Source organism: Mesorhizobium sp. USDA 3734, assembly GCF_056279665.1.
Genome location: NZ_JBWCCW010000001.1, coordinates 2750633 through 2772299, shown reverse-complemented (window position 1 = coordinate 2772299; position 21667 = coordinate 2750633). Strand labels below are relative to the sequence as shown.

Sequence of the window (21667 nt, the reverse complement as noted above, 5' to 3'; positions counted from 1 at the left end):
TCGGATAAAAATGATGTCTTGCGGCCTTCGGAGTTTTTCTAGCTGTTCACCACGGTGAAACGCAACTTGCGGTGGCCCGCCGCAACGGTCTAGTGTCGCATCACTTCCAAGGGCAATCAGGGGTAACCAATGCAATGGCTGGATAGCGTGGCGGGCCCTGGTTATGCCGCAGCACTGTTGTGGACTTTTGCAGCACTTGTCTTGCTGGTCATCGTTCTCGTCATCGTCAAGCTGGTGCGCAATCTGACGTTCGGAACCTTCGTTGCCGGCGGCCGGAACCGCAAGACGCGGCTGGCCGTCATGGATGCCACCGCTGTCGACAGCCATCGCCGGCTGGTGCTGGTGCGCCGCGACGACATCGAGCACCTGCTTTTGATCGGCGGCCCGACCGACGTCGTCGTCGAGCGCGATATCCGCCTTTCGGCGCCACGCCGTCCGGCATTGACCGGAGACGGCGGCTTGCAGCCGGTGCCGGCCACTGCGGCCCCGGCAGCAAGGCCGCGTCCGCCGCAACCCGCTCCACCGCCGGCAAGACAGGCACCCGCTCCGCAGCCGGTGAACACCGCGCCGCCCGCCCGCCCGCGCCAAATAGCGCCGGCACCCGCACCTGCGCCAAAGCCGGCGGTGCAAAGCTACCAGCCGACCAATGTCACGCCGCTGCCCGCCTACGGCTCCGCCAATGCCAATGTCATCCGGCACGCGCCACCGCCTCCACCTGTGCAGGACAGCATCGACGACACGCTGATGAGGGAACTCGAAGTGTCGCTCGACCAGCCCCGCTCGAGCGGCCCTGTGGGCAAACCGGTGGCCAAGGCGCCGCAGTCGCTCGACGATGAAATGACCAAGCTTCTCGGCGAACTCTCCAGCCAGAAGCGATGAGCGGCCGCTGAGTCGCCATCCCAAGCGAAAATCGTAGCCGGTTTGGCCGCCGAACCACCCTTTTCGGGAGACCCATAAGTCAAGGGTTTGTGGATTTCGCGCGTCTTGAATGTTGGCTGCCGCGCCAATGAAAATGGCCGGAAACCCGGCCATTTCAAAATCAACGTCGCTCATGGACGGCTGGTCGTACGCTGCCAGCCTTGATCCTTAGTCGTCGCGGTAGACTTTTTCGCGGCGCTCGTGCCGCTCCTGCGCTTCGATCGACAACGTCGCGATCGGACGCGCATCGAGCCGCTTCAGCGCGATCGGCTCGCCGGTCTCCTCGCAATAGCCGTAGGTGCCTTCGTCGATACGCTGCAGGGCGGAATCGATCTTTGCAATGAGCTTTCGCTGACGGTCACGGGCCCTGAGTTCGATGGCGCGGTCGGTTTCCGAAGAGGCTCGATCGGCCAGATCGGGGTGGTTGGCGTTCTCTTGCTGCAGGATTTCCAGTGTTTCGCGCGCTTCGCGCAATATGTCATTCTTCCAGGTGACGAGCTTTGAGCGGAAGTAGGATTTCTGCCGCTCGTTCATGAACGGCTCGTCTTCGGAGGGTACGTAATCGGCGGTAACGATGTCGTTCATTCGACTCACCCAAACTGCCCCAAATTTCGCGCCTATATATTCGTCGCCCGACGCCTGCACAAGCGCAATCGGCTGCTGTCTCACGCAATTGTTAATGTGCACCGGCGCGCGCCTTTGCAGCAGCGTACGGTCGCTTTGGTACCAAACTACGCTGCGACACTTTGGATCCGGCGAAACATGCTTTCCGAAGATCGACCGTGATCTTCGGGCCGATGCACAGGCACCTTTTGCGGCACCGCGGCATGGTGATTCGCTGTGTTCGAAGAATACGGGCCATTGTGCGCAACGCCGTTCTCGTGGCTAATCCTGAAAGGCTTCGGCATTCGGAGGTTGGGTGAGCAGGCTTTATCTGTTGCGGCATGCCAAGGCTGGCTGGGCGCTGCCCGGCGTACGCGATTTCGATCGCCCGCTCGATGCATCCGGCCGTGCCGATGCCGAAATGATGGGCGCCGCCATGCGCTCCCGCTCCTATGTTCCGGACCTGACGCTGTGCTCCAATGCCAAACGCGCCAAGGAGACGCTGGAAGGCCTGGCCGGCCAGACCGACACCGGCCGGGTCCTGTTCTTCGACACGCTCTACAGCGCGGACGCGGCCGGTTACCTCCACCTCATCCGCGACAATGGCGGGGTGGGTTCATTGCTGGTCATCGGCCACAACCCGATGACGGAAGATCTCGCCATGGCGGTTTCGGGCGACGGTGACGAGACGGCGCGGGCCACGCTCAACCACGGGTTCCCGACCTCGGGGCTGGCGGTCGTCCGCTTCGACGGTGGCCTCGCTAAAGCCGCCCAGGGCGCCGGCTATCTCGAAGCGTTCCTGACGCCGGCCGATCTCTGAAGCCATTTCAAAGCCTGGTTGCAGAGCCTATATCGGACGGACCGAAGTCCGAGAGAGCATGTTTTGGCATCATCGCTGACCACCTTCACCGACGAGGCGAGGATTGCCCTCGACACGCTATCGGGCCGCGCCACCGGGCTTTTTTCCCCATCGCTGCGCCTCGGCGTGACCGGATTGTCCCGCGCCGGCAAGACGGTGTTCATATCGGCCCTTGTCCACAATTTGATCCATGGCGGGCGCCTGCCGCTGTTCGAGTCCCAGAAATCGGGGCGCATCGCCCGCGCCTTCCTCGAGCAGCAGCCGGACGACGCCGTGCCGCGCTTCCAGTACGAGGATCACATCGCCGCCCTGGTCAACGACCGCGCCTGGCCCGATTCGACGCGCGCCATTTCGGAGCTGCGGCTGACCATCGAATATGAATCGGCCTCCGGCTGGAGCCGCATGTTTTCCTCGGGCAGACTGTCGGTCGATATCGTCGATTATCCCGGCGAATGGCTGCTCGATCTGCCGCTGCTCGGCAAATCCTTCGCCGATTTTTCGCACGAAGCCTTCGAAATGGCCGTTCTGCCGGTGCGCGAGGACCTTTCGCAGGCCTGGCGGGCGCTGTCGGCGGAGATCGACCCGAACGCCGATGCCGACGAGATGACGGCGCGCCGCTTGGCCGAGAGCTTCGCCGCCTATCTGAAGGCGTGCAAACTCGACGAGCGCGCGCTTTCGACCTTGCCGCCCGGCCGCTTCCTGATGCCGGGTGATCTCGAAGGCTCGCCGGCACTGACCTTCGCACCCCTGGCCGGGATAGGCGACAGGCGTCCGCGCCCAGGGTCGCTGCACGCCATGATGGACAGGCGCTACGAGGCCTACAAGACGCATGTCGTCAAACCTTTCTTCCGCGAACACATCACCCGCCTCGATCGGCAGATCGTGCTGATCGACGCCATGCAGGCCCTGAACGCCGGCCCCGGCGCCATGGCCGACCTGGAGCGCGCGGTGACCGAGATCCTCAGCTGTTTCCGTCCCGGCAGGGGCAGCTTCCTCACCGACCTGTTCTCGCGGCGCATCGACCGCATACTGGTTGCCGCGACCAAGGCCGACCATCTGCACCACGAAAGCCACGATCGCCTGCAGGCGATCGTGCGGCGGCTTGCCGACCGCGCCGTGGCACGGGCGAACTTCACCGGCGCCGATGTAGATGTGGTCGCCATGGCGGCGGTGCGCGCGACACGCGAAGGCACCGTCAAGCAAGGCCGGGAGACGCTTCCCGTCATCATCGGCACGCCTATCGCCGGCGAGAAGATCAACGGCGAGACCTTTGATGGAAAGACAGAAACAGCTATATTTCCCGGTGACTTACCGGAGAATATTGACGCTGTTTTCGATATTTCGGGCGCCGACCACAAGCAGGACTCCGCAGACCCGGCAATCCGCTTCGTCCGGTTCCGTCCGCCCAAGCTCGAACGCACGGCCGAAGGCATCACGCTGTCGTTGCCGCATATCAGGCTCGACCGTGCCTTGCAGTTCCTGATCGGAGATCATCTGGCATGACCGCGCCCCGCAAGCCGGCGGCATTCCGCATCGAGCCGGAAGCCTCATCGAGACAAGAAACGCCGGAGACGCGCCACGCCCAGGCCGGTACCCGTGCCCAGGCCGGTACCCGTGCCCAGGCCGACGCTCGTGTCCAGGCCGACACCCAGCGCAAACCCCGCGCGATGAGGACCGATGTCGCCATGGTCATACCGGCGGAAGTCGACGTTTTCGACGAGCCTGACATTGCCGCAGAGCCGCCACCGGCCATCGCGCCGAGAAAACGCTCGCTGCTCGGCAGCATCTTCCTTGGCGCCTTTGGCGTGCTGGTTTCGCTGGCCGTCGGCCTGTGGACCGACCAGCTCATACGCGACCTCTTTGCGCGCGCCGAATGGCTGGGCTGGCTGGCCGCCGGCATGGCCGCCATCGCCGTGCTGGCGCTTGTGGTGATCCTGATTCGCGAATTCCTGGCGATTGCCCGCCTTGCCGAGGTCGAAAAGCTGCAGAAGCGGGCACTCGATGCGATCGCGCGTGACGATCCGAAGGCAGCACGATCGGTCGTCGATGAATTGTCGGCCTTTGTCGCGGCCAAACCCGAGACCGCGGCCGGCCGGCGCGCGCTGGCCGAACTGCGCGGCGAAATCATCGACGGCGGCAATCTGGTGCGCCTGGCCGAAGCCGAAATTCTCGGACCACTCGATGCCAGGGCGAAGGTGATGATTCTCGAGGCCGCCAAACGCGTCTCGCTCGTGACGGCGGTCAGTCCGCGCGCACTTGTCGATGTCGCCTATGTCGTGTTCGAGGCCGGACGGCTCATTCGCCGCCTGTCGGAGCTCTATGGCGGGCGGCCGGGAACGCTGGGTTTCTTCCGCCTGGCGCGCAGCGTGCTGGCGCATCTGGCGGTTACCGGCTCGATCGCGGTCGGCGACAGTTTCGTCCAGCAGATCGTCGGTCACGGCCTGGCGGCGCGCCTTTCGGCCAAGCTTGGCGAGGGCGTCGTAAACGGCATGATGACGGCGCGCATCGGCATCGCGGCGATGGAGACGGCGCGCCCCCTGCCCTTCAGCGCCGCGAAGCGTCCCGGACTGGGCGATTTCCTCTCCGCGCTGACATCGTTTGCAACCAGGAAAGATGGAGAAACAACCCCGTCCGGCAAGTGAGCCGGACTGGAGCGTTTGGACCTTCGGATTTGTTACCGGACTGCTTTGTGGCGGCCCCGCAGTGACGAAGCATTAACCAATCTTGTTCATGGTCAGACGGGTTCCAAACAGCCTCTTTGTTGCCGGGTGTCGTCGATGAAAAGCGTAGTACTATCCAGCGTCCTGCCCCTGGCAACCGTGATCACAGCTCTCGTCGGCATTGCCGGAGCGGCCTCCGCGGCGGAGCCGGACAAGCAATTCTTCCAGTCGGCCGAAGGCAAGTGGATCGGTCCTGGCGAAATCGTCGCCGGCAAGTACAAGGGCACCAAGTTCAACTGCAGCTTCACCGGCTCGACGCCAGGCGGCAAGGTCGGCATGTCGCTCGACGGCGGCTGCCGGGTCGGCATGTTCACCCAGCCGATGTCGGCCAAGATCGAGCGCCAAGGCCGCGAGGGCTACAAAGGCAGCTTCATGGGTGGCGCGGCCGGTTCCGGCCTCGACATCATCGGCGGCAACGTCGTCGATGCCCGCAAGGTGGTCTTCACCATCAACCGCAACCAGTTGCGCGGCGTCATGCAGGCTCGCATCCCCGACGACAATTCGATGACGGTGACCATTGCCGTGCGCGTCGACGACCAGTTGGTGCCGGTGATCGGCATGAGCCTGAAGCGCGTCGACGCCGTCGAAGTCGGCTCCATCGCGCCGAACTGAACAATCATCGATCCCTGAAAACAAAGAAGCGGCGACCCAACGGTCGCCGCCTCGTTTGAACCGGTAGAATCAGGCGCTTGGCCCCGTGATCTCGAATCAGGGCGTTAGCCCTTGATCGCGGCCGTCACTTCGTCATACGCCTTGCAGGCGTCGGCCAACGTCGTGGCGCCCTGATACTTGGTTGTCACCGCCTGGACCTTGGCGGTCAGATCAGCCGCCTTGGACGGGTCCTTGGTGATCGCTTCCTGCAGCGCGGCAGCCATGTCCTGCGCTTTCTTGGTCGCGATCTCCGCCGTGCACTCAGGCGCCTTCGAGCAAGCCGAACCGGCAAGCACCGCCAGGCCGACGGCAACAAACAAAAACTTCTTCATGTCAGTCATCTCCTCAAAAAGGGCGCGACTTGATCGTCGATCACCCTCCAATGGCCGAAGCCAAGCGTCCTTAGCCATTGATTGTGGCAAGATGCAACGTGTTCCCGGTGTCAACTTGTGTATCGCGCTTGCAACATCGCCGACGATCCGGATTCGGGCTGTTCGATGCCCGCCGAAGCCCCTATCTTCGCCCCTTGTTACATAAACCCGAAATCGGAATCGGTCCTCAAACGAGCGGAACGGCGGCATGGCGGTAGAGGCATCGAGCAGCGATCTGGTCCAGGTGGTGGCGCTGCTCGCGGCCGGCGTTGTCGCCGTTCCGATCTTCAAGCGCATGGGCCTCGGCTCGATCCTCGGCTATCTGGCCGCAGGCGTGGTCATCGGCCCATTCGGCCTCGGCGTCTTTTCCGAATCGGAAGCCATTCTTCATGTCGCCGAGCTCGGCGTCGTGATGTTCCTGTTCATCATCGGGCTGGAAATGCAGCCGTCGCGGCTGTGGGGCCTGCGCCGCGAGATCTTTGGCCTCGGCGCGCTGCAGGTCGGCGTATGCGCGGTTTTGCTGACCGGTGTCGGCATGGCGGGAGGGTTTCCGATCGCGCAATCCTTCGTCGCCGGCGCCGGCTTCGTGCTGACCTCGACCGCGATCGTCATGCAGCTTCTGGAGGAGCGCGGCGAAATCGCCGCACCGAAAGGCCAGCGCATCGTATCGGTCCTGCTGCTCGAGGACCTGGCCATCGTGCCGCTGCTGGCCCTGATCGCGTTCCTGGCGCCCGGCGGTGCCGACACCAGCCTGTCGGAGCGGCTTACCGAGGTCGGCATCGGCCTCGCCGCGATCGTCGGCCTGGTGGTGGCCGGCCGCTATCTGCTCAACCCGTTCTTCCGCATCCTGGCGGATGCCCGCGCCCGCGAGGTGATGACGGCGGCAGCACTTCTGGTCGTTCTCGGATCCGCGCTCGCCATGCAGCTCAGCGGCCTGTCGATGGCGATGGGCGCATTCCTGGCCGGCGTGCTGCTGTCCGAATCGACCTTCCGCCATCAGCTCGAAGCCGACATCGAACCTTTCCGCGGCATCCTGCTCGGCCTGTTCTTCCTTGCCGTCGGCATGTCGCTCGACCTGCATGTGGTCGCCGCGAACTGGCGGCTGATCGCCATTTATGTCGTCGCCTACATGGTGATGAAGGCATTCGGCATTTACATCGTCGCCCGTATCCTGAAAACCGGCCACCGCGAAGCTTTGGAGCGCGCGGTCTTCATGGCGCAAGGCGGTGAATTCGCGTTCGTCCTTTATTCGGCGGCCGCGGCGGTCGGCATCATCGACGGCAACGCCAACGCGACGCTGACGGCGATCGTCATCATCTCCATGGTGCTGACGCCGCTGGCGATCATCGCGCTGCGCTATCTGACGCCGCGCGACGAGCAGTCGCTCGACGGGGTCGATGTCGCCGATGGCCTGACCGGCAGCGTGCTGATCATCGGTTTCGGCCGTTTCGGCCAGATCGCCAGCCAGCCGCTGCTGCTGCGCGGCATCGACGTTTCGATCATCGACAATGACGTCGAAATGATCCAGGCAGCGGCCGATTTCGGCTTCAAGGTCTACTATGGCGATGGCACGCGGCTGGATATCCTGCATGCGGCCGGCGCCGGCCGGGCGCGCGCCGTGCTGATCTGCGTCGACAAGGCTGACGAGGCCGTCCGCATCGCGGAGCTCGTCAAGGCTGAGTTTCCTTTGCTCACCGTGCTGGCACGCGCTTTCGATCGTGGTACCGCGCTGCAACTCATTCGCGCCGGCGTCGATTACCAGCTGCGTGAAACCTTCGAATCCGCACTTGTTTTCGGCGGCTCGGCTCTGGAATCGCTGGGTGTCGATCCGGAAGACGTGGCTGAAACGATCGAAGACGTCAGACGCCGCGACACCGACCGCTTCGAAACCCAGCTCGCCGAAGGCATTCGCGCCGGACAGCGCTTCCTGAGAGGCAATATCGGCACGCCGATTCCGACACCACTCTCCACCCCGCGCCGCCCTGGTCAGGCACTCAACGAAGAGACGGCCGGCGTGTTGCACAAATCCGAACCCGCCGACTGAGCAAGGAATCAGGCATGGAATTGGACAGTAGAGCCCTGTCGGTCACCAAATTCTGGCGCGATGCCGGCGAGGATGCCTGGTTCGAGAAGAATGAGGCCTTCGATGCCGACTTCCGCGACCGCTTTCTCGATCTGCACCACGCCGCCGCGCGGCGTGAATGCGACGGCTGGCTGGAGCATGCCGAAGGCTCGCTGGCGCTTATGGTCCTGCTCGACCAGTTTCCGCGCAACTGCTTTCGCGGCACCGGCCACATGTACGCGACCGACCCGCTCGCCAGATATTTTGCCGCAAAGGCGATCGCGGCCGGCCATGATCTGGCGCTCGAGGAAGAAATCCGCGTCTTCCTCTATCTGCCATACGAGCATTCGGAACTGCTCGCCGACCAGCATATATCGGTCGATCTGACCCAGGCCAGGGCCGAACCCTATCTGAAGTACGCAGTCGAGCACCGCGACATCATCCAGAATTTTGGCCGTTTTCCGCACCGAAACAAAATGCTTGGCCGCGAAACCACCCCGCAGGAGCAGACATTCCTAGATGGCGGCGGATTCTCGGGCTGAACTTTGGCCGCCGCCTCATCCGGAAATCAAGCCAGCCACCAGTCCCGGCCGGACGACAAGCGCTCGATGCCGGACGTGTCGACGGCGGCCAACCGGTCCGTGATGCTGCGACCGCTGACAACCAGGTCGGGCGCGATCTCGGCCAGCGGAGCCAGCACGAAGGCGCGCTCCAGCATGCGCGGATGCGGCACCTCCAGCCCGGTCTCGTGAATGACGCGGTCGCCGAACACCAGAATGTCGATGTCGATCAGCCGCGGCCCCCAGCGCTCCTCGCGCACCCGCTTCAGCTTGCGCTCCGCATCGAGGCAGAGGTCGAGCAAGGCGCGCGGTGCAAGCCCGGTGGAAATTTCGGCGGCGGCATTGAGAAAGTCCGGCTGATCGAGCTTGCCCCAGGGCGGCGTGCGATAGAGCGAGGAGACGCCGGTGACACGCGTGTCCGTATCGGCATCCAACATGCGCAGCGCCGCGCCCATTGATTTCGCCGGGTCGCCAAGATTGCCGCCAAGGCTGAGATAGACTGTGCTATTCGGGCCAGACAACGGTCACCTCGACGTAATCGAGCACGCCGGGCACCGGGGCGTTGGGCTTGCGCACCGTGATCTCGGCTTTCTTGATCTGCGGAAAACGCGCCGTCAGCGCACGGGCCACTTCGAGCGCCAGGGACTCGATCAGGAAACGGCGCTGCCCGGTGATGATCTTTTCGATCACCGTGAACGCAATGCCGTAGTTGACGGTGTCCTCGATGGAATCCTCGACAAGCGCCCGGCCAGGATCGACGGTGAGAGCGGCATCGACATAGAAGCGCTGGCCGAGCCTTTCCTCCTCGTCCAGCACGCCATGCCGGGCACAAGAAAGCGCAGTTCTTCATGCGGATGACATACATCGCTCAGTTTCTCGCCCGGTCGGTTTGACGCGCCAGCATAGCATCTGCGAGCACCAATGCGTCCACGTTGAATGCGACATCGTGGACGCGAAACAGGTCGGCGCCCTTGAGCCGCAAGATGACGCTGGTCGCCGCGGTTCCGACACCTCTGTCGGCCGCATCGCGGCCTGTGACCGTGCCGATGAAGCGTTTTCGCGACGTGCCGGCCATCAGCGGCAAGCCGAGTGCATGCAGCTCCGAAAAGCGAGCCATCAGGTCGAGATTTTCCTCCGCCGTCTCCTTGGCGAAGCCGAACCCGGGATCGAGCACGATATGATCGTCGGCAACGCCGTTCTGGCGGGCGATTTCGAGCGACTTCCGCAGGAACGCCAACTGATCGGCAATCACGTCCGGCAGCTTCTGGCGATCCCGCCCGGTATGCATGATGACAAGCCCGGCACCGGTATCGGCGGCGATACGCGCAATGTCGGGTTCGCGCTGCAAGCCCCAGACATCGTTGACGATATGCGCGCCCGCGGCAACCGCAAGCCGCGCCGTGTCGGCACGATAGGTGTCGACCGAAATCAGCACCTCGCCGGCGCCCGCCAGCGCTTCGATCACCGGCAGGATGCGGGCTTGTTCCTGGCTGGCCGATACCGCGCCGGCCCCCGGGCGAGTCGATTCTCCGCCGACATCGACGACCAGCGCCCCTTCCCCGATCATGCGCCGTGCCTGGACCAGCGCTTTTTCGGGGGCGTCGAACAGGCCGCCGTCGGAAAAGCTGTCGGGCGTGACATTAAGGATGCCGACGACCACGGCCTTGCCGCCAAGGTCGAGATGGCGTCCATGCGCCAACTGCCATCGCCTGGCCGTCATTGCTCATCAACCATGGAGTTCATCAACCATGTGTGATCCCTGGCGGATCAATTCCGTTGCGTCGGCAACGGCCGTAAAGCAAGGTGGTCGAAGAGGCAACATGATGAAACGATCCATGCCTGGCATGAAACAATCCCTGGCTTGCGCACTGCTGCTCGCCGCGACCCCGCTTCCGGCGGGTGCGGCCAATCTCGTCAAGACGTACAGCTACTTCGCCATTGGCGGCAGTACGCTCGAGGACATCGAGGCACAGCTTTCCAAACGCGGGCCGGAGGTGAAAAGCACGGGCGCGCGTCACCCCGGCGCCACGCAGATGGCCTTCACCACCCGTATCAGCTATGCGCAGACGTCGAACTCCTGCCGGATCGCCGACGCTGTGGTGACCGTCAAGGTGAAGGTGATCCTTCCCGAGTGGCGCCGCCCGCGCAAGGCGGATGCCGATGTCAGGCTGTTCTGGGATACGCTGTCCGCCGACATCAAACGCCACGAGGAGCGCCATGTCGAGATTGCCAAGAACCATGGCCGCGAACTCGAAGAGGCCCTGAAAGCCACCTATCCGCAAAAGAACTGCGATGCCGCCAAAGCCAAGGCCGCCGCAATCACCGCGGCTGTTCTTGCCAGCCACGACCGGGCCCAGCTCCAGTTCGACCGTGTCGAAAGCGTCAATTTCGAAAGCCGCATCCTGAGGCTGCTGCGCTACCGGATGGAGCGCATCGGGAACGGCCAACTGCCGCCGGCCTGAACGCACTCGAACTGACGAAAGCCAAATTCGCCGAAGCGTAGTGCCAGCTTCGAAAAACTTTTCGAGCCCCCGTCGAAATCGGCCTATATGGGACGACATATGTCAGGCTCGCCAGGCGCGAGTTCAAAACCAATGTGATCAAGACGGTCAAAGGACCGGAACGGCCAAACAGCGCCGGCGGATCGCAAGCTTACGGATGAACGATCATGGACCAGGCTGTCGATAGTCAGACCGTGGTGAAGGCCGACGTGCCTCTCAGTGAAAGCGAAAAGAACGCCATCATCGGTGGCGTACTCCTGTCGATGCTTCTGGCCGCGCTTGACCAGACCATCGTCGCGCCGGCGATGCCGACCATGGCGCGCCTGCTCGGCCATGCCGAATATCTGCCCTGGATCGTGACCGGTTACCTGTTGACCGCCACCGCGATGGCTCCGCTCTATGGCAAGATATCGGACGTTTATGGTCGTCGGCCAACGATTTACGCGGCAATTCTCATCTTCCTTGCCGGATCCCTGGTTAGCGCCATGGCGCCTAATATGCTGGTCCTGATCGTCGGCCGCGCGATCCAGGGCGCCGGTGGCGGCGGCCTGTTCGCGCTGGCACAGACCGTGATCGGTGACCTCGTGCCGCCGCGCGAGCGCGCGCGCTACTCGGCCTGGATCGCGGGAACCTGGGCGGTCGCCAGCATCGCAGGCCCGCTTTTGGGCGGCACCTTCGCCGAGCATCTCCACTGGTCGCTGATCTTCTGGATCAACATTCCGCTTGGTCTCTTCGCCATGGCCATCATCAACAAGCCGCTGAGAAAGCTGCCGATCGCTGCAAAACACCATCGCATCGATGGCCTCGGCGCGTTGCTGCTCGTCGCGGCCACCGCCTTGCTGTTGCTGGCGTTGAACTGGGGTGGCAGCGAATATCCATGGCTGTCACGCGAAATCTTCGGGCTGCTCGCCTGTTCGGCGGTCATCTGGAGCGCCTTTGCGTTGCGGCTGCTGCGCGCGGCCGAACCGCTGATCTCGCTCGAGGTGCTTGGCAATCCGATCGTCCTTGCCGGCACGTTGTCATTGTTCCTGCTGCAGGCCGCCAATATCGGGCTCGCGGTCTACCTGCCGGTCTACTTGCAGTCCATCCTCGGGCTTTCGGCCAGTGAATCGGGAACCGCCATGCTTGGGCTCATGCTCGGCACCGTTGCGGGCGCGACATTCAGCGGCCGCACGATTTCCCGGTTCGTTCACTACAAGCGGATCGCGATGATAGGGGTGACCTTCGCCATCCTGTGCCTCGGCATACTCAGCCTTGTGGCGGGGCATGCTTCCCTGCTGATCGTCGAGATTCTGACGACCTGCATCGGCCTGGGCAGCGGCACGACATTTCCGGTTGCCACCGTGTCGGTTCAGAACGCCGTCGATCAGGCCCATCTGGGCGTCGCCACCGGTGTACTGACCTTCCTTCGCTCTTTGGGCAGCGCGCTTGGCGTCGCCATCCTTGGTGCGGTCGCGCTCGGCTACGGCCTGCCGCTTGCCGGAGAAGGCACCCAGGCGGCCAGCGCCGCCGTCGAGGCCCTGGCATTCGTGATGATCTTCTTCACCGCGGCAGCGATGCTGGTCATGGCGCTCGTCGCGCTGGTGCTGATGCCGGAAAAGCCGCTGCGCGGCCATCCCGAGGCTCCGGTGCTGGCTGACTGACAAAAGACGTGAAGTGCGTAGGCTGCATTTGATTCAAAGCGACGCGCTTCAGGAAGCTTCCACCACGCCGAGCTTCTTCTGCAGGCTGGTCGACGAGGTCGTGTACTGGAATACGATACGCTCGCCGGGGCTGATGACGCGCTTGGCGGCCTGCGCCATCAGCGCCACCTCGTGGAAGCCCGACAGGATCAGCTTCAGCTTGCCCGGATACCAGTTGATGTCGCCGACCGCGAAAATGCCTGGCACCGATGTCTGGAACTTCTCGGTATCGACCGGAATGAGGTTCTCGTGAAGATTGAGCCCCCACTCCGCGATCGGGCCGAGCTTCATGGTCAGGCCGAAGAACGGCAGCATGCGCGTGCAAGGCACCTCGACATCGCCGTCCGGGCCCTTGATGGTGGCCGATGACAGCTGGCCGTCGGCGCCGGTCAATCCGGTCACTTGCCCCACTTGGAAATGCATCTGCTTCATCTCCTGCATGGCATACATCTTGTTGACGCTGTCGGGCGCCGCGCGGAATTCGGGCCGCCGGTGCACCAGCGTCACGCTCCTTGCCACCGGCTGCAGGTTGAGCGTCCAGTCGAGCGCCGAGTCGCCGCCGCCGACAATGACAAGGTCGTGGCCGCGAAAATCCTCCATCCGGCGCACCGAATAGAAGACACTCTTGCCTTCATAGGGCTCGATGCCCGGGATCGGCGGACGCTTGGGCTGGAAGGAGCCGCCGCCGGCGGCAATCACCACCACCTTGGCCTCGAACACCTCATTCTCGTCGGTGGTGACGCGAAAGCTGCCGTCCTCCAGCTTTTCCAGGCTGGAAACCATGCGGTTGTAGGTGAAATCAGGCTTGAACGGCGCGATCTGCTCGAGCAGTTTGTCGACCAGCCCCTGCGCCGAGATCGAAGGCCAGCCGGGAATGTCGTAGATCGGCTTTTCCGGATAGAGTTCCGCGCATTGGCCGCCCGGCCGGTCGAGGATGTCGATCAGGTGGCACTTCATGTCGAACAGGCCGAGTTCGAACACCGCGAAGAGGCCGACTGGCCCTGCCCCTACAATGAGGACGTCTGTGGTGATGGTGCCGGTCATGCGATGCCTCGCTGTATGTTGTCGAGACACTGCATGAGCAATCCGCCGCTGCCAAGCAGCAGTCGGCAAAAAACCGGCGTCTCAGCCCTGACGGGCGGGCACCCGCACAATGAGACCGTCAAGCGCGTCGCGCACCTTGATCTGGCACGACAGCCGCGAGTTCGGCTGGACGTCGTAGGCGAAGTCCAGCATGTCTTCTTCCATGGCTTCCGGCTCGCCGACTTCAGCCGTCCATGCTTCGTCGACATAGACGTGACAGGTGGCGCAGGCGCAGGCGCCGCCGCATTCCGCCTCGATTCCGGGCACGGCGTTGCGGATCGCGTTCTCCATGACCGTCGAGCCGTTCTCGGCGTCCATGTCGAAATGTGTGCCGTCATGGGCGATGAAAGTCAGCTTGGTCATTTGTCACCTGAAGGGAGTCTCAGCCGAGATAATCACTCCGGCGAGCAAGTCAACTGCCGCGCGAAAGCGCCGCTCCGTGACGTTTTTCTGCAAACCGGCCTCAGCGCCGGATTCAGCGATTGATGGCGGCGATGAAATCGCGCACTTCGTCGATCAGCATGCCAAGCCGCCTGAGCGTCTGGTTGTCTTCCGGCCGGTGCTCGATCTCGGTGGCGCAATCGGCGATGGCAAAGGCGCCGACACCCCGTGCCGAACCCTTCAGCCCATGCGCCAGCAGAAGCCGGTCCTTGATGTCGGCATCGAGTATTTTGTCGCGCACCGACAGCGCCTGTTGTACAAACAGCGCCAGCACCTCTTGCTCGAGGCTGCGGTCGCCCATGGTCTGGCGGGCAAGGTGTGCCAAATCGACCGGCCGTGACCGCCTTGGTCCGGATACGTCGCCCCCGGGCATTGAGAAGGCAATGCCGCTTTCGCCACGCATGAACTCGAACTCCGTTTCTTCGATCGCCCAAAAACCTAGGCGAATCCAATGGACAACGGGTTAATGAATGGCCCGGAAAAATGTTGCCAAAACGGCGCCCAAATCACGGTTGCGTTAACCTTATATTTAAAGTTTTACGTATCTCGCGGAATGCATGTTTTCTTTACCCCCCTGTGTCATTACGATACGAGGGGTCCATTTTCAGCCTCCTGCGCGGGGTACGACAAACAGAATTATAAGCCCGCGGCAGCTAGTACAGGGTAGCGAAGGCATGGCAAAGAAACCAACGACGACGAGAACTCTCGACAGCGACGTGGCCAGGGAACTGGAAAAGGCGCTCGATCTCGACCTCAGCAATGATATCGGCAGCGGCGACCTCGACATCGCGGCTTCGATGGAGGATCTGGAAGCGCAGATATCCCAGGCCGCCGATGAGCTGGCGCGCGAGGGACGCAATCAGAAACCAGAGTCCGTGGTCAATCAGAGCCTGGCCCCGAGCCAGGCCGCAAAACCCGCGCCAAAGGCCAAGCCTGCCGAGTTGCGCCCCGTGGAAACACGCAATGGCGCCCAGCCCGCGGGTTTCGCGCCGGCCAATGACGATCGCCAGAAGGACTACAAGACGCTTCTGCACAGCCTTAACAGGCGTGCCTCGAACACCATTTACTGGGTGGTTGCCTTCGTTTCGCTCGCCTGGTTCGCCGGCGCCGGCGGCTTGGCCAACCTCCTTTTCGGACCGAGCATCTGGAGAATCCGCACGCTCGACCAGTTCCTTGCCCGTCCGGAGCTGATCGGCCTCGCCGTCGCGGCGATCGTGCCCGTCATCCTGTTCTGGGCCTTCGCGGCAATGATTCGCCGCGCCCAGGAAATGCGCATCGCTGCTCAGTCGATGACCGAAGTGGCCTTCCGCCTGACCGAGCCGGAAAACCTTGCCCAGGATCGCGTCATGATGATCGGCCAGGCCGTTCGTCGCGAGGTCGCGGCCATGGGCGAAGGCATCGAACGCACGCTTGCCCGCGCCGTCGAGCTGGAAACGCTGGTCCACAGCGAAGTCAACCAGATCGAACGCTCCTATTCCGAGAACGAATCCCGCATCCGTTCGCTGGTCGACGGGCTCGGCAGCGAGCGCGAAGCCGTCGTCACCCATGCCGAGCGCGTCCGCGCCTCGATCACCGGCGCGCATGAGACGCTGAAGGACGAGATCGGCGCCGCCTCCGACATCATCCGCGACTCGATCCTCAATGCATCGACCAAATTGTCGATGACGATCACCAATTCCGGCGACACGCTCATCGACCGCATCAACGAAAGCTCGATGTCGATCTTCGATTCGGTAGAAGGCCGGCTTGATTCGATCACCGACCGGCTGTCGACCTCGGGCGAGGCCTTCGCCAGCCTTCTCGACACCCGCATTGCCAAGCTGACGGACACCACGGACGGCCTGACGCGGTCGTTGACAGATCTGCTCGACGATCGCACCACCGGCATGGTGTCCCTGCTTGGCGGTGCCGCGCGCACCCTCAATTCCGAATTCGAGGCCAGCCTCAACGGCATCGAGCGGACGCTCGCCGAACGCGGCCAGGCGCTGATCAGCGAATTCCAGACCCGCGCCGAGGCGCTGGACACGGGAACGCAGAAGCTCAATGCGGCACTCGAGGCTCGCGCCCGCCAGATCAACGAGACGCTGGTCGAGCGCGCCCGCGAAATCGCCCACACCTTTGCCGAGAGCAAGGATACGCTGTCGGCGATGATCGATCAGGGCAAGACCCAGATCGGCGCCGACATGGCCGACATCGTCACCTCGACCTCCTCCATGCTCGAAGCCCGCGCCAGCGACTTCGCCGGGCGCATGGAAGCCGCCCGTCACGTCGTATCGCGTTCGTTCGACAGCGACATCCAGCGGCTCGCCGACGCCCGCGTCGGTATCGAGGAAGCTGTCGAGAACCACAGCAGAAAACTGTCCGAAAGCCGCGAGCGCATGGCCGAGGCGATGCAGGCCGACCTGGCGAAGTTCGCCGAGGGCCGCGCCGGCATCGATGCGGCGGTGACCAACCAGGTGCAGAAGCTGGCCGAAGGCCGCAGCCTGATCTCGCGCGCTCTCGAAGAGGACCTGCGCAAGGTCAATGAATCGCGAGCGGCCATCGATGCGTCGCTCGGCAGCCATCTCGAAAGGCTGGAAGAAGGCCGCAACAGGCTCTCCACTGCCTTGAACGAAGACTCCGGGAAACTGGTGCAAGCTCGTACGATCATTGATGAAATGGTTGCCGGGCATGTCGGAAAGCTCGCCGAGGGCCGCAACATCCTGTCGCGCGCTTTGGAAGCCGATCTCGGCAAACTGTCCGACAGCCGCGCCAGCATCGACGGTCTCGTCGCCGGTCAGGTGGAAAAGATCGCCGAGGGGCGCGCCGTGCTCGCCAAGGCGTTGGAAAACGACATCATCGGCATCAAGAGCCTCATCGAAACCCATTCCGCCAAACTGGCGGAGGACCGCACGCAGCTTTCCCATTCGCTCGACAACGATCTGTCCGGCATACGCGGCCTGATCGAAAGCCACTCGGGACGGCTGGCCGAGGACCGCAGCCTGCTGTCGCAGACCCTTGAAGCCGACCTTGCGAAGCTGGCGGAGAGCCGCTCCAGCATCGACGGTCTGGTCGCCGGTCAGGTCGAGAAGCTGGCGGAAGGTCGCGACATTCTCAAGCGCGCGCTGGAATCCGACCTGAACACGATCAAGGGCGTCATATCGAGCCAGTCGGAAAGGCTGGCCGAGGATCGCGGGCAGCTTTCGCGGGTGCTGGAAACCGACCTGCAGAATGTGAACAGCGTCATCGCCGACCACATGAACAGACTGGTTCAGGATCGCTCCGCCCTGTCCAAGGCCCTTGAGGATGACCTCGCCAAGCTTGCCGACAGCCGCTCCAGCATCGACGGGCTGGTCGCCGGTCAGGTCGAGAAGCTGTCGGAAGGCCGCGACATCCTGCGGCGCGCTCTGGAAGCCGACCTCAATGCGATCAAGGGGACCATTGCCGACCAGTCGCAGAAACTGGTCGATGACCGGGCACAGTTCGCCCGGGCGCTCGAGGCCGATCTCGAAAGCGTCAACGGCCTGGTCAACAGCCATTCCGAAAGGCTCGTCCAGGATCGTTCGACGCTGTCGAAAGCGCTCGAGGCCGACCTCGAGAACGTCAGCGGTCTGATCAACAGCCATTCCGAAAGGCTCGCCCAGGATCGTTCGACACTGTCGAGGTCACTCGAGGCCGATCTTGAAAACGTCGGCGGCCTCGTCAACAGCCACGCGGAAAGGCTTGTCCAGGAGCGCTCGACCCTGTCGAAGGCGCTCGAGGACGATCTCGCCAAGCTGGCCGAGAGCCGCTCCAGCATCGACGGCCTGGTCGCCGGCCAGGTCGAGAAGCTCGCCGAAGGCCGCGACGTTCTCAAGCGCGCGCTGGAAGCCGATCTGGCCAAGCTGGCCGAAAGCCGCTCCAGCATCGACGGTTTGGTCGCTGGTCAGGTGGAGAAACTGGCCGAGGGCCGCGACATTCTCAAACGCGCCCTCGAAGCTGACCTGCAGAAGCTGACCGAAAGCCGCAGCGATATCGACGACGTCATTGCCGGACATGTCGGCAAGCTGTCCGAAGGTCGCAATATGCTGACCCGCGCGCTGGAAGACGATCTCGGCAAGCTCGCCGAGACCCGCAGGGACGTCGACCGCTCGCTGTCGGGCCATATCGATCAGATCGCCGCCAGGAGCACCGATATCTCCGCGGCAATCGCCGGGGACGTCGAGAAGATCGAGCAGGCCTTCAGCCGTCAGACCGGCATCATCGAGGAGCGCGCCAGCACCATGGAGCGTGCGCTCTCGACAGGTGTCGACAACGTCCGTGCCGTGCTCGAGAAGAGCGCCGTGTTTGTCGCCGGCGCCCTGCGCGAAAAGGTGCTGGAAGTCACCAGCACGCTGCATGAGCAGGCCGGTGCCGCTTTCAGTGACGCCGACCGCAAGATCGCCGAGCGCGCCGAGCAGACCTCTGCTGCCCTGCTGGCGCGGGCCGAAGACATCGCCCGCACGTTCGAGGACGCCGACCGTCGCCTGCACGCCCGTGCGGAAGATACGTCGAACGCCTTGCTTGCCCGCGCGGACGATACATCCAGCTCGCTGCTGGCCCGCGCTCATGAAACAGCGGATCAGCTGGCCGCTCGTGCAAGCCAGATCGCCGGCGCCTTCGACGTGGCCGACCAGAAGCTCGCCGCCCGCGCCCAGGAAACCGCCGATCAGCTGACTGCCCGGGTCCAGGACACCGCCGACCATCTGGCAGCCCGTGCAAGCGAGATTGCCGGTACGTTCGATGCCGCCGACCAGAAGCTGGTCGCCCGCGCCATCGAAACGGCCCAGTCGCTGGCCGCGCGCGCCGGCGACATCCTGCGCAACTTCGAAGGCGCCGACCAGCGGCTCGGCGTGCGCATCGGCGAATCGGCCGAAGCGCTTGCCGCACGCGCATCGGACCTTGGCCGCATCTTCGACGCGGCCGACCAGCAGTTGGTCTCGCGCATCGCCGAAGGTTCGGAAGCGCTGTCGAGCCGGGCCTCGGAAATCGGCCGCATCTTCGACGACGCGGATCAGCGTCTGGTGTCGCGCATCGCCAACAGCACCACCACGATCGGCGAGCATGCCGAGACCATCGTCGGTGCCTTTGCCGATACCGAGCAACGGGTCGCCGAACGCGCCAGGCGGACCGGCCAGGAAATGGCCGTGCATGCCCGTGAAATCGAGCAGGCGCTTGCCGGTGCCGACGAGCGGCTCGCATCGAGCGCGGCCGCCGCGGCTGCCCGTGTCGAAGAGCAGGTCTCGGGCGTCGAGAACCGCCTCGCCTACACGGCCGAGACGATGGGCCAGAAGCTCAACGAGCAGGTGTCGAATGCCGAGGCGCAACTCGTCTCGCGTGCCAATGTCATCGCGGAGACCTTCACCGCGGTTGGCCAGCATATCGGCCAGAGCACCAACGATGCCGCCAAGACGATCGGCGCCAACACCCGCGAACTCAACACCATGCTCGCGGCGCGTTCGGCCGAAATGTCGAAGATCCTCGACGAAACCGCACGGCCTTTGGTCGAGCGCTTCGCCCAGGGCGGCTCGGAACTGCAAAAGAGCATGGAAGAGGTCACCGAACGCGCCACCGAGAAGCTGCGCAGCGAGAATGCCGCTCTTGTCGACGCGCTCGCCAGCCGCACCGCCGAAACCTTGTCGGCGGTCGAAGGCGCCCGCTCGTCGCTGTCCGACAGCGTCGCCGACCTCATCGGCCGCATGACCAACTCCAGCTCGCAGCTCGGTCAGCTGATCGAGCAGGCCGCGGTCAATCTCGGCCAGGTCGATGAACGCCTGAGCGGCAGCACACAAAGCTTCGCCGCCACCACCGAGAAGGCCGCGCAGACCTTTGCCAGCTCGGCGCGTTTGGTCGATTCGAACACGACAAGGCTGACGGAACTGTCGTCGTCCACCTTGCGCGAGGTCGCGTCGATCGCCACCAAGTTCGACGAGCACAGCCGCCTGCTGTCCAGCGCTTCGGACCTGTTGAGCTCGGCCCAGAGCAACCTCGAGCACACGCTCGAACGGCAGTCGTCGCTCGAAGACCTCGCCGTCGGCCTGGTCAAGAAGTCGGAAGATCTCGAAAGGGTCATGCGCTCGTTCGAAAATCTCGTCGGCCAGACGCTGCAGAACGCCGAAGGCAAGACGATGGAGTCGGCCGACAAGATCCGCATCGCCATCACCGACGTCGTCGATTCGGCAACCAAGCGCTTCGCCGATGCGACCGAGGAGATGCGGCGCACCGCGGGCTCGATCAAAAGCGAGCTCGACTTGACCCGCGCCGAGCTCAAGAAGGGCGTCATCGAGATGCCGGAAGAGGCCAAGGAATCGACCTCGGCCATCCGCCGCGCCGTCTCCGAGCAGATCAACGCCCTGAAGGAGCTTTCGGACATCGTTGCGAAGTCCGGCCGCGGCGGCGATGGGTCCGAGCCACGCAATCTGCGTCCCGCGCCGCAAGCGCCGGCCGCACGCGCTGCCGAGCCGCCACGCCGAGCACCGGCTCCGCAGCCGGAGCTGCGCACGCCTCAGGCGCCCTTGGGCGGCCCTGCATTGCGCGGCACGCTCGACCTTGAGCGTCCGGCCGAGGCGGCACCGCGCCAGCGTCCAGACGCCAACGCCCGCACGCCGCAGGGCGGCTGGGTGCGCGATCTCCTGACCGCGGCGTCGAATGACGAGGATTTGAGGTCGGTAACACCGTCGGCACCTGCGGAAGCACCGCGCGCGGCTCCTGCCCAGCGCTCGCCCCTGCATGTCGTGGAATCGCTGAACTCGCTCTCCGTCGATATCGCACGAGCCATCGACCACGATGCTTCGATCGAGTTGTGGAACCGCTACCGGCGCGGCGAGCGTGACGTGTTCACAAGGCGACTCTACACGCTGAAGGGCCAGCAGACGTTCGATGAGATCCGTCGCAAATATCAGGCGGAGGCCGAGTTCCGCGCCGCCGTCGATCGCTACTGCGACGATTTCGAGAAGCTGCTCAAGGATGTCTCGCGCAACGACCGCGACAACATCATGGCGCAGACCTACCTGACCTCGGATACCGGCAAGGTCTACACCATGCTGGCCCATGCCAGCGGCCGTCTGCATTGATCAGCCGATAGGGCAAAAAACAAAAAGGCGGGAAATTTCCCGCCTTTTTCATGTCGACCGATTTGTGCGGTTGGCGCGTCTGCGGCGCCGCGTCCCTTGCAGGGCCTCGGGCATCAGCACTGTCAGAAGTGCTGTGCGATCAAGCT

Annotated in this window: 17 protein-coding genes and 1 pseudogene; 10 read left to right on the top strand and 8 right to left on the bottom strand. The window is 63.8% G+C overall.

The genetic code is table 11. From position 1 onward, the window contains the following. The first annotated feature begins 129 nt into the window (after positions 1–129). A complete protein-coding gene (locus ACZ89F_RS13195) occupies positions 130–879 on the top strand; it encodes a hypothetical protein (RefSeq protein ID WP_476092297.1) in 750 nt (249 codons plus the stop codon). A 207-nt stretch (positions 880–1086) separates the two neighbouring features. On the opposite strand, the gene dksA is transcribed toward ACZ89F_RS13195, so the two are convergent. Continuing rightward, entirely contained in the window at positions 1087–1503 is a 417-nt protein-coding gene (gene dksA / locus ACZ89F_RS13190) for an RNA polymerase-binding protein DksA (RefSeq protein WP_013531862.1), read from the bottom strand. 334 nt (positions 1504–1837) lie between these two features. Between dksA and ACZ89F_RS13185 the strand changes: the two genes are divergently transcribed. The 4 genes from ACZ89F_RS13185 to ACZ89F_RS13170 all read left to right on the top strand — a co-directional run bounded on the left by ACZ89F_RS13185 (position 1838) and on the right by ACZ89F_RS13170 (position 5712). Continuing rightward, positions 1838–2341, top strand: a complete 504-nt coding sequence (locus tag ACZ89F_RS13185) for a SixA phosphatase family protein (RefSeq protein WP_476092296.1) — start codon at positions 1838–1840, stop codon at positions 2339–2341. A 63-nt stretch (positions 2342–2404) separates the two neighbouring features. Then, on the top strand, positions 2405–3883 hold the full coding sequence (locus ACZ89F_RS13180; RefSeq protein WP_476092295.1) for a YcjX family GTP-binding protein: 1479 nt from the start codon (positions 2405–2407) through the stop codon (positions 3881–3883). Further along, a complete protein-coding gene (locus tag ACZ89F_RS13175; protein ID WP_476092294.1) occupies positions 3880–5022 on the top strand; it encodes a YcjF family protein in 1143 nt (380 codons plus the stop codon). The genes ACZ89F_RS13180 and ACZ89F_RS13175 overlap by 4 nt, the downstream gene beginning before the upstream one ends. A 135-nt stretch (positions 5023–5157) precedes the next feature. Further along, positions 5158–5712, top strand: coding sequence for a hypothetical protein (locus tag ACZ89F_RS13170; RefSeq protein ID WP_476092293.1), 555 nt, complete (start codon positions 5158–5160; stop codon positions 5710–5712). Between the two features lie 104 nt (positions 5713–5816). Here ACZ89F_RS13170 and ACZ89F_RS13165 read toward each other — a convergent pair whose 3' ends face one another. Further along, positions 5817–6083: a hypothetical protein gene (locus tag ACZ89F_RS13165; protein WP_056582264.1), complete on the bottom strand. Its 267-nt coding sequence runs from the start codon at positions 6081–6083 to the stop codon at positions 5817–5819. Between the two features lie 247 nt (positions 6084–6330). On the opposite strand from ACZ89F_RS13165, the gene ACZ89F_RS13160 reads away from it, so the two are divergent. Together ACZ89F_RS13160 and ACZ89F_RS13155 are read left to right on the top strand one after the other, a co-directional pair. Next, positions 6331–8166, top strand: coding sequence for a monovalent cation:proton antiporter-2 (CPA2) family protein (locus ACZ89F_RS13160; RefSeq protein WP_476092292.1), 1836 nt, complete (start codon positions 6331–6333; stop codon positions 8164–8166). A 14-nt stretch (positions 8167–8180) separates the two neighbouring features. Then, positions 8181–8726 (top strand): DUF924 family protein, encoded by a 546-nt coding sequence (locus ACZ89F_RS13155; RefSeq protein ID WP_476092291.1) that lies wholly within the window; start codon positions 8181–8183, stop codon positions 8724–8726. A gap of 26 nt (positions 8727–8752) precedes the next feature. On the opposite strand, the gene folK is transcribed toward ACZ89F_RS13155, so the two are convergent. From folK to folP, 3 genes and pseudogenes are all read right to left on the bottom strand, one after another. Then, positions 8753–9265 (bottom strand): 2-amino-4-hydroxy-6-hydroxymethyldihydropteridine diphosphokinase, encoded by a 513-nt coding sequence (gene folK, locus ACZ89F_RS13150; RefSeq protein ID WP_476092290.1) that lies wholly within the window; start codon positions 9263–9265, stop codon positions 8753–8755. Beyond that, a pseudogene (gene folB, locus ACZ89F_RS13145) lies at positions 9249–9609 on the bottom strand (dihydroneopterin aldolase). Before folB ends, folK begins: the two are co-directional and overlap by 17 nt. A 3-nt stretch (positions 9610–9612) precedes the next feature. Next, entirely contained in the window at positions 9613–10464 is an 852-nt protein-coding gene (gene folP, locus ACZ89F_RS13140) for a dihydropteroate synthase (protein ID WP_476092289.1), read from the bottom strand. A 124-nt stretch (positions 10465–10588) separates the two neighbouring features. On the opposite strand from folP, the gene ACZ89F_RS13135 reads away from it, so the two are divergent. After that, the gene (locus ACZ89F_RS13135; protein ID WP_476092288.1) at positions 10589–11206 is read left to right on the top strand and encodes a DUF922 domain-containing Zn-dependent protease; all 618 of its coding nucleotides are present in this window, start codon (positions 10589–10591) and stop codon (positions 11204–11206) included. Positions 11207–11412: 206 nt separating this feature from the next. After that, entirely contained in the window at positions 11413–12888 is a 1476-nt protein-coding gene (locus ACZ89F_RS13130; protein ID WP_476092287.1) for an MDR family MFS transporter, read from the top strand. 48 nt (positions 12889–12936) lie between these two features. Here ACZ89F_RS13130 and ACZ89F_RS13125 read toward each other — a convergent pair whose 3' ends face one another. The 3 genes from ACZ89F_RS13125 to ACZ89F_RS13115 all read right to left on the bottom strand — a co-directional run bounded on the left by ACZ89F_RS13125 (position 12937) and on the right by ACZ89F_RS13115 (position 14854). Beyond that, positions 12937–13971, bottom strand: coding sequence for an NAD(P)/FAD-dependent oxidoreductase (locus ACZ89F_RS13125; RefSeq protein ID WP_476092286.1), 1035 nt, complete (start codon positions 13969–13971; stop codon positions 12937–12939). Positions 13972–14052: 81 nt separating this feature from the next. Then, positions 14053–14373, bottom strand: a complete 321-nt coding sequence (locus tag ACZ89F_RS13120; RefSeq protein WP_056582251.1) for a 2Fe-2S iron-sulfur cluster-binding protein — start codon at positions 14371–14373, stop codon at positions 14053–14055. Positions 14374–14485: 112 nt separating this feature from the next. After that, entirely contained in the window at positions 14486–14854 is a 369-nt protein-coding gene (locus tag ACZ89F_RS13115; RefSeq protein ID WP_476092285.1) for an Hpt domain-containing protein, read from the bottom strand. Between the two features lie 271 nt (positions 14855–15125). On the opposite strand from ACZ89F_RS13115, the gene ACZ89F_RS13110 reads away from it, so the two are divergent. After that, positions 15126–21521, top strand: coding sequence for a coiled-coil domain-containing protein (locus tag ACZ89F_RS13110; protein ID WP_476092284.1), 6396 nt, complete (start codon positions 15126–15128; stop codon positions 21519–21521). Positions 21522–21667 lie beyond the last annotated feature (146 nt).